Source organism: Brevibacterium sp. K11IcPPYGO002, assembly GCF_050920635.1.
Taxonomy (GTDB): domain Bacteria; phylum Actinomycetota; class Actinomycetes; order Actinomycetales; family Brevibacteriaceae; genus Brevibacterium.
On record NZ_CP131929.1, the window covers coordinates 3,837,827 to 3,850,087 of the forward strand.

General features: G+C 65.9%; 11 protein-coding genes. 7 read left to right on the plus strand and 4 right to left on the minus strand.

The window, feature by feature from the left end; all coding sequences use genetic code 11:
• Positions 1 to 136: 136 nt before the first annotated feature.
• Both QYM46_RS17565 and QYM46_RS17570 read left to right on the plus strand, forming a co-directional pair.
• Complete coding sequence (locus QYM46_RS17565; protein ID WP_432789997.1) at positions 137 to 1,171, plus strand: agmatine deiminase family protein; 1,035 nt, start codon at positions 137 to 139, stop codon at positions 1,169 to 1,171.
• 268 nt (positions 1,172 to 1,439) lie between these two features.
• On the plus strand, positions 1,440 to 1,835 hold the full coding sequence (locus QYM46_RS17570; protein WP_025779019.1) for a hypothetical protein: 396 nt from the start codon (positions 1,440 to 1,442) through the stop codon (positions 1,833 to 1,835).
• Between the two features lie 169 nt (positions 1,836 to 2,004).
• On the opposite strand, the gene cls is transcribed toward QYM46_RS17570, so the two are convergent.
• Complete coding sequence (gene cls, locus QYM46_RS17575) at positions 2,005 to 3,501, minus strand: cardiolipin synthase (protein WP_432789998.1); 1,497 nt, start codon at positions 3,499 to 3,501, stop codon at positions 2,005 to 2,007.
• Between the two features lie 189 nt (positions 3,502 to 3,690).
• Here cls and QYM46_RS17580 point away from each other — a divergent pair, with 189 nt between their 5' ends.
• Entirely contained in the window at positions 3,691 to 4,392 is a 702-nt protein-coding gene (locus QYM46_RS17580; protein WP_432789999.1) for an NUDIX hydrolase, read from the plus strand.
• An 83-nt stretch (positions 4,393 to 4,475) separates the two neighbouring features.
• Here the strand turns inward: QYM46_RS17580 and QYM46_RS17585 are convergent, their stop codons facing one another.
• A complete protein-coding gene (locus QYM46_RS17585; RefSeq protein WP_432790000.1) occupies positions 4,476 to 5,357 on the minus strand; it encodes an enoyl-CoA hydratase-related protein in 882 nt (293 codons plus the stop codon).
• Between the two features lie 107 nt (positions 5,358 to 5,464).
• Entirely contained in the window at positions 5,465 to 6,811 is a 1,347-nt protein-coding gene (locus tag QYM46_RS17590) for an MFS transporter (protein WP_432790001.1), read from the minus strand.
• Between the two features lie 237 nt (positions 6,812 to 7,048).
• Between QYM46_RS17590 and QYM46_RS17595 the strand changes: the two genes are divergently transcribed.
• From QYM46_RS17595 to QYM46_RS17610, 4 genes are all read left to right on the plus strand, one after another.
• A complete protein-coding gene (locus QYM46_RS17595) occupies positions 7,049 to 7,489 on the plus strand; it encodes a TM2 domain-containing protein (RefSeq protein WP_432790002.1) in 441 nt (146 codons plus the stop codon).
• A 123-nt stretch (positions 7,490 to 7,612) separates the two neighbouring features.
• A complete protein-coding gene (locus QYM46_RS17600) occupies positions 7,613 to 9,196 on the plus strand; it encodes an FMN-binding glutamate synthase family protein (protein WP_432790003.1) in 1,584 nt (527 codons plus the stop codon).
• Positions 9,197 to 9,210: 14 nt separating this feature from the next.
• Positions 9,211 to 9,780: a dienelactone hydrolase family protein gene (locus QYM46_RS17605; protein ID WP_432790004.1), complete on the plus strand. Its 570-nt coding sequence runs from the start codon at positions 9,211 to 9,213 to the stop codon at positions 9,778 to 9,780.
• Positions 9,781 to 10,084: 304 nt separating this feature from the next.
• Positions 10,085 to 11,068 carry a hypothetical protein gene (locus QYM46_RS17610; RefSeq protein ID WP_432790005.1) on the plus strand — a complete coding sequence of 328 codons (984 nt, stop codon included), beginning with the start codon at positions 10,085 to 10,087 and terminating at the stop codon, positions 11,066 to 11,068.
• A gap of 212 nt (positions 11,069 to 11,280) precedes the next feature.
• On the opposite strand, the gene QYM46_RS17615 is transcribed toward QYM46_RS17610, so the two are convergent.
• Positions 11,281 to 12,084: a 3-oxoacyl-ACP reductase gene (locus tag QYM46_RS17615; RefSeq protein WP_432790006.1), complete on the minus strand. Its 804-nt coding sequence runs from the start codon at positions 12,082 to 12,084 to the stop codon at positions 11,281 to 11,283.
• Positions 12,085 to 12,261 lie beyond the last annotated feature (177 nt).

Consider the following 12,261-nt stretch of genomic DNA (forward strand, 5'->3'; position numbering starts at 1 on the left):
CTGCCCCGGACTGTGGGTTGCGCGAGAGCGGAAACGAGCCGAGAGCCGGACGGGTCGACAACGAAATCCGTCGACCGCCTCGGCGAGATTCTGGCTACACTCGGGCTCAGTGACCGGCCAAGCGAAGGGACGAACGATGACGTTGCACATGCCGGCGGAGACCGCCGCCCAGGATCGAGTCTGGATGGCGTTCCCGTCGTCGGGCTACGCCCTCGGCGATACGGAAGCAGAGGCCGAGGCCGCACGCGCCACCTGGGCGGCCGTCGCCCGCGCCACCAGCGAATTCACCCCTGTCACGGTCGTGGTGACCAGGGCACAGACCGATCATGCCAAGCGCCACCTCGGCGAGGGGATCACCCATGGGATCACGATCGTCAACGCCGACCTCGACGATGCGTGGATGCGCGATATCGGGCCGAGCTTCGTCATCGACGATGCGGGCACGCTGCGCGCGGTGGACTGGGTGTTCAACGGGTGGGGTGCGCAGGAATGGGCGAGCTGGGATCACGACGAGCACATCGGGAAATTCGTCGCGGACCTCGCCGGGACTCCCGTGGTGTCCTCGGATCTGCGCAACGAAGGCGGCGGAATCCACGTCGACGGTGCGGGCACCGTGCTCGCCACGCGCAGCGTCCAACTCGATCCCGGGCGCAACCCGGGGCTGACGGAGGCCGATGTGGAGGCCGAATTCGCGCGCACGATCGGGGCGAAGAAGGTCATCTGGCTCGACCGCGGACTCCACCGGGACAACCAGACCTTCGGCACCCGAGGACACGTCGACATCGTCGCCGCGATGCCCAGCCCAGGCGTCGTGCTCGTCCACGATCAGCGCAATCCCGAGCATCCGGACTACGAATTCAGTCGCGGACTCAAGGAGCAGTTCGCGGCCGAGACCACGGCCGACGGCACACCGTTCGAGGTCGTGCCGATCCCGGCTCCCGAGGTGCTGCGCGACGAGGAGGGATGGGTCGACTACTCGTACGTCAATCATCTCGTCACCAACGGCGGGGTCATCGCGTGCACTTTCGATGATCCGATGGACACCGAGGCGGTTGCCGTGCTCGAACGCGTCTACCCGGGCAGGAAGGTCGTCGGGGTCGATGCTCGCGAACTCTTCGCCCGCGGCGGCGGAATCCACTGCATCACTCAGCAGCAGCCGAGTCTCGGCTGAGCCGGACAGGGCACAATCGCAATCACCGCGTGCCGGGCCGGCTCCCGCTCACGCAGCGTGCAGGCCTTCTGGCCGCTGACACCGCGTGCCGGCCCGGTGGCCGTGGGGAATCCGCTTTGGCGGCGCAATCCATACCCGTACGGGCCCCACTCGGTATAAGGTGGTTCCAGAGGGCACAGTGCCCGTGCGCGGCCACATCGTTGCCCGGACCTGTGTCGCACAGCAGAGCCGAATACGGTGACGTCGAGTTGCGAAGAGGAGCAAGACCATGAAGAAGAGATTGATTCTCCTGGCCGGTCTCGGAGTCGGATTCATCCTGGGATCACGCACCGGGCGCCAGAGCTACGAACGGCTGAAGGCCCAGGCTCAGGAACTGTGGACCGACCCGCGCGTCCAGGACACCGTGGAAAAAGCCAACCAGTCGATCCGCGAGAAGTCGCCGGCCGTCGCCGATGCCGTGCAAACCGCGGCCGACAAGGTCAATGCCGCCGCAGCCACGAATACTCCGGTCTCCGAATTCGACGGTGACGAGGATTCGGCCGGCGCGAAGGCATCGGGCGGTGCCGCCAAGCACTCGCCGTCACCGAAGGCCAAGGACACGATTGCCGATCCCGAGCGTCACCTCGACGACGAAGGCCCGGCCGGAGTCGCCGACGACGACTGAGAGGCGCCCGACTGGCTGAGTCAGTCGGCAACAGCCCAGAAAAAGGTGAACAGCCCATGTTGGAAACTGGGCTGTTCACCTTTTTCTGTGCCGTTCGCGGATTCCACCCGCGTCCACCAGCGCGTCCACCCGCGTCCATTAGCTGCCGCGGCAGGCCGCCCTTCGGCGTCTACAGCAGTGAGCTCGTCAGGCGGGCCACGTTCTCCACATACTTCTTCAGCAGCGGTCGCGCCTCCCATTCCTCGGCATTGAGCTCGACCGAATTCGGCGCGTAGCGTTCGGCTTCGAGGTCATACATGCGCTGGGTGAATTCCTTGTTGACGATGAAGAGGGTGACCTCGAGGTTCATCGCGAAGGACCGTTCGTCCATATTCGACGAGCCGATGATCGAGACGTCGTCATCGATGATGAGGAACTTCGAGTGCAGCACCGTCGGAGCATGGTACATGAAGATCCGCACCCCGGCCCGCACCAGCTCGTCATAGTAGGACTGCTGCGCCTTGTGGGTCAGCCAATGGTCGCTCGTCTCACCGACGTACAGGCGCACATCGACCCCGGATCTGGCCTCCGTCGTCAGCGCGTGCAGCAGCGATTCGTCGGGCACGAAATACGGTGAGCAGACGACGACCCGGTGATTCGCGTTGTAGATGAGGTGGTTGAACAGGCGCAGATTGTTCTCGTCTTCGAAACCCGGGCCGGACGGCACGATCTGAGCCTGGATGCCGCCGAACTCGGGGGCCTCGAGTTCGAAGCTGTCGGGTTCGTCGAGGATCTCATCGGTCTCCGAATACCAGTCTGCGATGAACACGGCATCGAGCTCTTCGACGACCGGCCCCCGGCATTCCACCGACAGGTCCTTCCAGTGGAAGCCCTTCCGACGATTGCGGGCCTTGTTGTACGTGCGGTCGATGATGTTCTGCGAACCGGTGAACGCGACCTCCCCGTCGACGACGAGGATCTTGCGGTGATTGCGCAGGTCGGGCCTCTGGTATTCGCCCTTCCACGGTCGAATCGGCAGGGCCCGGCGCCAGCTGACGCCCGAGCCGTCGAGCTTCTTCACCAGTTCCGAATACCCCGGGTAGCCCAGCGAACCCACATGATCGATCAGGATCCGCACACTCACGCCGCGCCGGTGCGCGTTCAACAGCGATTCGAGCAGCCGCCTCGTCGTGTCATCGATGGCGACGATGTAGAACTCGAAGTGGACGAATCGCTGTGCTCGGTCGACGGCGTCGGCCATCGCCTCCATGCAGGCATGGTTGTCGACGTGGAGGTCGAAGGAGTTGCCGTGCGTCATCGGCAGGGCACCGAGGTCGAAGTTGAGCTGCGCAGCCGTGCGCAGCGGCTCGGGCATATGGTCGCTGCGCCCGACGATCGCCTGGTAGCGGGTCTGATCGCGGAAGAGATCGTTCATCTTCGACTGTTTGTCCCGCCGTCGCTTCGGCAGCTTCGCCGAACCCAGCAGCAGGAACGCCGCGATGCCCACATAGGGGATGAGGAAGATCGCGAGCAGCCAGCCGAGCGCGACCGACGGCCTGCGATTGTGCGGAATCCAGCCGAGCGCGATGATGCGGATGATCAGGTCGATCAACAGCAGGATGATGATCAGCCAGTTCGGCCACGCCTGGTCGATCGTGAAGAACGGATAGATCCCGAAACTGCTCATATAGTGCCCGTTCAGCTCCGCCCTGTTCGTCACAGCTTGGGTTTTCGGCCTCCGCTGGAGGATGTCAGATTGTCCCCCATCGTATCCTGCCCGCCCCGGGCCCATCCGGCCCACCCCGCCGTCGGCCGCCTGACCGATCCCGGGCATACTGGACGGTGACATCAATTGCTGAGAGCGAAGGTGCTGAACGTGATTCGAGACATCAACCCCGAGGGTTCCGACCGTTCGGATACCGCCGACAGCGCGAGCCGCGGTCCCGATATCGCCGACGCCGAGGCGGTCCCCATCAAACCCGCCGTCAGCGTGCTCATGCTCCGCGACGGGGACGGAGGACTCGAGGTGTTCGTCCAGCACCGGGTGTCGACGATGGATTTCGCCGCCGGCGTCGTCGTCTTCCCCGGCGGTCGCGTCGACCCCATCGATCACACGATCGCACCGACCATCACCGTCCCCGATCCGCAGGTGCACACCTCCGCATGGTCGGCATCGACCATCGCCGAGGATGCCGAGGGGTGGCGCGTACTGCTGGCCACCGCTGTGCGTGAGGTTGAGGAGGAGACGGGCGCGGTCCTCGACCCGGCCGGACTCAGACCGTGGGCGAACTGGGTGACTCCGGTGGGTCGGCCCAGGCGCTTCGACACGTACTTCTATACGATCGCGGCTCCCGAGCCCGCCGCCGCCCAGCATCAGACGACGGAGGCACACACGAGCGAGTGGCGCTCCGTGACCGGGATCCTCACCGATGAGGGGGCCGGACGGCTGAAGCTCATGCGTCCGACGTTCGTGCTGCTGCGTGAGCTCGCGGGGTTCTCCACCGTCGCCGAGGTGGTTGCCGCCGAGAGGATCATCGACCCCGTCCGCCCGGAGTTCCCCTCCAACCGCGGTTCTTGAGTTCGCCTCTTCGCCCGAGTCCTGCTGCCCGCGTCTGAGTCCCGCATCCCGCAGCTCTCAGCAGGACGCGGGAGTTCCCGACATCATGCCTTCGCGCGAGCCTTCATCGCGGCCAGGCGAGCGGCAACGACCTGCTTCTGCTCGTCGGTGCCCAGCAGTTCGGCCAGCGCTTCCTGTTCGGCATCGAGTCCGGTGCTGAGGTCGGAGTCATAGGACAGGTCGACGAGACGCTTCGCCCACACCAGCGCCGACCGAGACTGGCCGGCGATCTGCTCGGCCAATTCGAGAGCACGAGCCAGAGGGTCCTCGACGACCTCGTCGACGAGGCCGATGCGCAGAGCTTCCTCGGCACCGATCGTGTCGGCGGTGACGATGAGCTTCTTCGCCTGAGCCGGTCCGACGAGGCGCGGCAGCAGCTGGGTGCCGCACATATCGGGGATGATGCCCCAGTTGAGTTCCATGAGCGAGAGCTTCGCATCGGGTCCGGCCACCCGCATGTCCGCGCCCAGGGCGATCTGCAGTCCGCCGCCGAGCGCCGGTCCGCGCACCGCCGCGATGACCGGAACCTCGACGAGCGACCACACGTGCACGGCCTTCTGTGCCAGCGCCCGGGCCGACCCGAGTCGCTGCCCGAGACCGACGGCGGTGGCCACGGAGTCCGACTCCCCGCCGCCGGCGGCCGCTTCCCCGGCGGCCGCTTCCTCAGCGGATGAGCGGGTCGCGGCTCCCGCCTCGGCGATCCGGGCGAGCTCGGTGAAGTCGAGGCCGGCGCTGAAGGCACGACCGCGACCGGACAGGACCACGGCCTTGACCTCGCTCGAACCCGTAAGCGCCAGCCCCGCCTCGACGAGGTCTTCGAAGACCTCGCGGGTGAGCGAATTGAGTGTGTCGGCACGGTCGATCTCGACGTGGGCGACGCCGTCGGTGATCGAGTAGACGACGGTCGAGTTGGTGGTCTCGGACATGGAGGGGCCTTTCGAAGACGTGACCGGCGCGACAGCAGCCGGCGGAGGCGGAACACGCTGCGACCGCAGGCTCCGCGGTGCCGGCCCCGGCGACGCTGAACGAGCGATCAGCTGCGTTTCCTGAACCCTATCGGAGCTCCCGTCAACGTCAAGACCGACACGGCGATCAGCGACGCCGCACACATGCCGACGACCCCGGACCAGGCGAAGTGAGCGAAGAGGACCGCAGACAGCCAGGCGCCGAGACTCGTGCCCAGGTAGTAGACGGTGAGGTAGATGGCCGCGGATCGGGTCGAGTCGACCCCCGGCCGAGCCGCGCTGGCTGCCGCGGAGGCACCCGTATGGCCGAGGAAGAATCCGGCGGTGAGCAGCGACATGCCGATGATGATCACCACGAGCGAATCGACGAGCGTGAGTCCCGCGCCGGCGAGCGCGATGACCATTCCGGCCAAGGTGATCCGGGCGCGCGGGTACTGCGTGGCCAGGCGGCCGTAGTACGTGGTGACGACGGTGCCGACGAGATAGATGAGGAAGAACAGGGCGACCGCGCCCTCGCTCAGGTGCCATGGGTCCTGCTGCAGGCGGGTGCCGAGCATCGTGAACGATCCGCCGAAGACGATCATGCACAGGAACCCGGTGAGATAGATCCGCCACAGTCCCCCGCGCAGCGGAATCGCTCGCCGAGGCGGCCGTGCACTCCCGGCCCCACCGTCGTCGGCGGCGTCGCCGGCAGACAGGGGATCGTCGTCGACGGACCCATCGACGGTGTCACCGGCGGTGACAGCGTCGGGGTCGGCCGCCTCGGTGATGGTGGGGTCCGCATCGGGCGGACCGGCATCGTCCGTGTCGAGGACGGCGCGGCTGCGGGCGGTGGAGAAGAGGTCGTGGCGCAGCAGCCAGACGACGATGAGGCCGAAGACCAGCGACACGACCGCGGTGAACGCGAGTCCGCCGTGCCAGCCGAGGAGTTCCGACGCCAGCCCGGTGAGCAGCCTCGAGCACAGTCCGCCGATCGTGTTGCCGGCGATGTAGACCCCGATCGCCCCGGGCAGCGCGGCCGGCGGCAGGCGCAGGGACAGATAGGCCATGGCCGTGGCCGGCACCGAGGCGATCGCCAGTCCCTGGAGGAATCGGACGGCGATGAGCAGCTCCGGGGTCGGGGTGAAGGGAAGGACGAGCGCGAGGATCGCCGCAACGATCACTCCCGCACCGATCTGGCGAGCGTGGCCGATGCGCGGGGCGAGCATCGAGAACGGGATGAGGAAGCAGGCCATGGCCACATTCGTCGCGGACACGGTCAGGCTCGCCGTCGGACCGTCGATTCCGTAGGCGTCTCGGATCGCCGGCAGCAGCCCTTGAGTCTCGTAGAGGACGAGGAAGACGGCGATTCCCGCGAGGAATACTGCAGCGACGGTTCGCCGAGTGCTCGTCGGACTCGGCTCACCTGTGCTCATGAGTCCAACGCTATGCCTCCGAGAAGCACCCGCTCAAACGATTCCGAGTCCCGGACCGTGTGAGTCCGGACAGCGCGGGTGTCTGTGGGCGCTCGCTGCCGGTGCTCCCGCACGATCGCACGGCACCGCGGATTCGACGGCGCGGCGGATGTGGAGGATAACCCCATCGCCGAGGCGGCCCGACGTTTCATAGGCTGAAACCAGAAGTTCGACGAGCAGTGAATGGACGTGCCAGCGATGACGGCGACCAGCGAGATTCCCGCACTCAGCGCAGACCCCGCAAACCGCCCTGCCGCGCCCTCCCCCGGCGTCCCCACCTCGTCCCTGGAATCGCTCGCGCCGACCGACGGTCGGCACACGGACGTTCCCGGCAACCGCTCCTTCGTCATCACCTGGCTGTTGTCGATGCTCTTCGGCGTCCTCGGTCTTGACCGGTTCTACACCGGCCGGTACCTCACGGGCGCGCTCAAGCTGCTCAGCCTCGGCGGGTTGGGGATCTGGTGGATCATCGATCTCGGCATCGTTCTGGCCGGCGGTCTGCGCTGTGGGAGAGCTCCGCTGCGCGGCTACGCTCAGGACAAGGAGATCGCGTGGATCGCCACCGGCTTCACCCTCATCGTCGCCTATTCGATGCAGGTCGACGAGCTGGTCACGGCGCTGCTGAGCTCCCTGTTCTGACGCATTTCCCACGCCTGTTCCGATGCGCTTCGCCGACTGTTCACAACCGTCTCAGGTCTGCCTTTCCTGAAATCTGCGTCTCCCGGGTCTAGGCTCGAAGTCAGAACAGTTCAAGGAGGCACAATGAAACGGCAATTCCCCATTGTCAGGATGGTCACCGGCGACTCGGCAGGCAAACAGATCGCGGGAGCGGCGGCGGCCGCCTCGGCGCTCGGGCTCGGCGCACTCGCCGCATGGGATCTCACGCAGAAGAAGCACTCGATCCTGCGCAACTATCCGATCGCCGGGCACGCCCGATTCCTGCTGGAGTCGATCCGGCCGGAGATCCAGCAGTACTTCATCGAACGCAACTGGGACGGTCGCCCATTCAGCCGCGACACTCGCACCACCATCTACGAACGAGCCAAGGGCACCCACTCCGAGCACGCGTTCGGCACCGAGCGCGATGTCGACCGTGCCGGCTACGAGTCGCTCATGCACTCGAATATGCCGATCCCCAATCCGCCCCGGCCTCCGCGAGTGCGCATCGGCGGTGACGACTGCACTCAGCCCTACGACATCTCGCTGCTCAACGTCTCCGCAATGAGCTTCGGCTCGCTGAGCAACAACGCCATCCGAGCCCTGAACAAAGGCGCGGCACTGGGCGGATTCGCCCACGACACCGGTGAGGGATCGATCTCGCCGTATCACCGCGAACACGGCGGCGACCTCATCTGGGAACTCGGCACCGGATACTTCGGCGCCCGCACCCCGGAAGGACAGTTCTCCCCCGAGATCTTCGCCGAGAAGGCTCGGGACCCGCAGGTGAAGATGGTCTCACTCAAACTCTCTCAGGGAGCGAAGCCGGGCATCGGCGGGGTGCTGCCCGGGGCCAAGGTGACCGAGGAGATCGCGCAGATCCGCGGCATCCCCGTCGGCCAGACGTGCATCAGCCCGCCCGGACACACGGTGTTCTCGACCCCGATCGAGCTGCTCCAGTTCATCCGGCAGATGCGTGAGCTCTCCGGCGGCAAGCCCGCCGGCTTCAAGCTGTGCATCGGTTCGCGCACGGAGTTCCTCTCGATCGTCAAGGCCATGGTGGAGACGAACATCCTGCCGGACTTCATCATCGTCGACGGCTCCGAAGGCGGCACCGGTGCGGCACCGCTGGAGTTCGAGGACAATGTCGGTCTGCCGCTGACCCAGGGGCTGATGATCGTGCACAACGCGCTCGTCGGCGCGGGGCTGCGGAAGAAGATCAGGGTCGGTGCCTCGGGCAAGATCGCCACCGGCACCGATATCGTCAAACGCCTCATCCAGGGTGCGGACTTCACGAATTCGGCCCGCGCGATGATGATGGCCGTCGGCTGCATCCAGGCCCAGGCCTGCCACACAGGCAAGTGTCCCGTCGGCGTCGCCACTCAGGATCCGCGGCGAGCCCGCGCCATCGACGTGCCCACCAAGGCCGAACGCGTGCGCAACTATCACGACGGAGTCGTCGCCGAGGCGGTCCGGCTCATGGCGTCGATGGGTGCGGCCGCACCGGATGAGCTCGAACCGACGATGCTGCGTCGCAATGTCTCGGCCTCCGAGTCCTGGTCCTATGCCCGCCTCTACGACTGGCTGAAGCCCGGCGAACTCCTCGACGACACCCCGTCGGAGTGGGCCGACGACTGGTCCACGGCTCGCGCCGACACGTTCTCGATCCCCCGCGGACACAGCCGCTGAGCGAGAGGATTCCTATGACCACCCTTGTCCTTCTCCACTCGGCTCTGGGACGGACGTCCGGAATGGACGCCATCGCCGAACGCTTCGCACTGGCCGGGTATGCCGTCCACACTCCCGACGTCTACGCGGGCAGAACCTTCGACACCGCCGAAGCGGGAGTCGCCCACTCCCAGGAGGTCGGGTTCTCGGGCCTCGTGGATCGGGCGAAGGAGGAGTGCGAGGATCTCGGCGACGACCTCGTCTTCGGCGGGTTGTCGCTCGGAGCCGCGCTCGCGCAGCAGATGGGCAAGAACGATCCGCGCGCCCGCGGCGTCCTGCTCTTCCACGGCGGCGGATTCCCGAAGCCGACGCGCTGGCAGGCCGGTGTGCCGGTCCAGGCGCATTTCGCCGTCGACGATTCGTGGCGCAGCCCGGGCACGATCGAGACCCTGATGGAATCCGCTGCGAGGGCCGGCGCGCAGGCAGAGTACTTCCTCTACCCGGGCAACACCCATCTGTTCAGCGACCCGACGACCCCGGATTACCGAGAGGACAGCGCCGAACTGCTCTTTGAGAGGGCCCTGGCCTTCCTCGACCGCTTCTGAGGTCCTCCACTCACCATCGGGCCACCCCGCAGGCAGGTTGCCTCGCGGTGGAAGCGCTGACCGCTCGAGTCAGCGCCGAGCGCTCATGCTGCCGTCGACCGATCACCTCAGCACTCCACCTCCTTGCCGACCGCTCGAGTCAGCGCCGAGCGCTCAACTCATACCTTGATACAGCGGCGTTGAGTCGAGCGGTCGGCGAAATCAGTCCTTTGCAGATCAGAGCTGACCACCCCCGAACCCATTCGTTTGATTCCATTTGCTGAATTATATTGCAATTTGACTTCACTGAAGGCACACTGTTGTCATGGTGACCGTCTTCAGCACCAAGAGACTTCGCAGCCTCGGCTTCGCGCACAAGGACATCGTCAAGGCCCTGCAGTGCTGTCTGCAGAGGGTCCGACGTGGCCAATTCGTCCTCAACCGGCCTTGTGATCAGCAGGCTCACGCCGTGCTGCAGGACGTACACTCGGCATCCTCGACCTCGTACCCTCGGACCTACGGGGACATCAGAGACACAGCCGAAGACCTCAAGTCCCTGATCCGGTCGTACGCTGATGACCGGTTGCCCGACGCTGCCTTCTCCCATGTGTCAGCGGCCTTGTTACATGGTCTTGATCCACCGTTCCCCGCAGTCGACAAGTGCGAGATGATCCGGACCGGAACTCGCCGGAGCAGCGACACTCTCCACATTCGTGATCGGCACCTGCCTCCAAATGACGTCGGTTCGATCGGAGGACTCCCCGTCACGACATTGCTCAGGACCCTCGTGGACATTGCTCGCGAATACGACCCAGAGTTCTCGGTCCCATTGCTCTCGGACGCACTTCGCCGGCGGTTGGTCACCAAAGCAGCACTGCGAACCGCCCTTCCACCGGTCCACCGAGGCTGTCGCACCGCCGCTCTTGCCATCAGCCTCGCGGACGCGAACCACGAGTCAGCAGCAGAATCGATCACTGCCGTCAAGTTCTATCGCTTCGGCATCACCGGAATGATCCCCCAAGTCGAGACCTGCGACGCGGCTGGAAATCTCCTCGGCCGCAACGACTTCCGCCATGAGAAGTACGGACTGATCGTCGAATGCCACGGTGTCGGAAAGTATTTCATGGGGCGCAACAGCCCCGACGAAGCCAGCAAGAAGAACCATGAACGCCACATGAAGCTGCTCAACGCGGGGTTCCGCATCTTCAATCTCGTCTGGGCGGACCTGTTCCGACCCCATGAGTTCATCAAGATCAAAGCTGAACTGGACACGCTGGCGAAGAGCGAACTCACCCAGCGCAGCGAATGACCTCGACTCCCCTGCCGACCGCTCATCTCAGCGTCGCTGTATCAAGTTATACGCCGCGCGCTCGACGCGGAGTCGAGCGGTCGGCGAGCTGAGCTGCTCTCTCGGCGACAACACGCGCGGTCGAGGCTAGGACGCGCGGTGGGCACTGAGTCGAGCGGTCGGCGAAGTGACTGTGAGCTGAGTTGGTTCGCTCTACGTTGCAGTGGGACCGGTCACCCCATGACGAGGCCGTTGTCGACGATGAGGTTCTGGCCGGTCACCGCACGCGAAGCGGGAGAGGCGAAGAACACCACCGCCGAGGCGAAGTCCTCCGGAGTCGTCACCCGTCGCAGAGCGCTGGAGGCGGCGATCTGGTCGAAGACCGCTTCGGGTGTCGCCGAGGAGGCATCCGTGGTGCGCAGCAGTCCGCCGGAGACCATGTTCACCCGCACCCCGGCCGGTCCGAGATCCTTCGCGAACGTCCTCGTCAGCGACAGCAGCGCCGCCTTCCCGGCCGTGTAGTCGTGGTACGGCACGACCGGATCCTGGAACAGGTTGGTGCCGATGTTGATGACGCGGCCGGAACCGAGCTCGCGGAAGCCGTGCATCGCGGCCTGGATCGTGTTGACCGCACCTTCGACCGAACCGCGGAACTGGTCGGCGAAGTCCGAGTAGTCGATCTCGTCGGCCGGCTGGCGCTCGTCGCCGTTGAACGAGAAGTCGGCGAGCGCGTTGTTGACCACAGTGGATACCGGAGCTCCGAACTCGGCTGCCGCGGTCTCGAACATGGCGTCGACGGCGCGGGAGTCGGTGACGTCGGCCTCGATGGCCACGGCGCGCCCACCGCGAGCGCGGACCGCCTCGGCGAGCTCTTCCGCGGCCTCGGCCGAGTATCGGTAGTTGATGACCAGCGCCGCACCCTCCGGTGCGAAGGCCTTCGCGATCGCAGCGCCCAGGCCGCGTCCGGATCCGGTGACGAGCACGACCTGCTCGTCGAGAGGCAGGGCCTCGGAGGTGAATGCCTGGGGGTTGCTCATCGCGTGTCTCCTTCAGACGTCGGTGGGCGGATCCTGACCCCACCATACCCAGGAACCGCACGAGGGAACCGCACGCGCCGGGACGGAGCTGCGCCAGGACGGAGTCGTGCGCGAAGGCAATGTTCGCACCCCCTTCAGCACGGAGCAGATCGCTCCGAGCCGCGCGCATATGCGCCG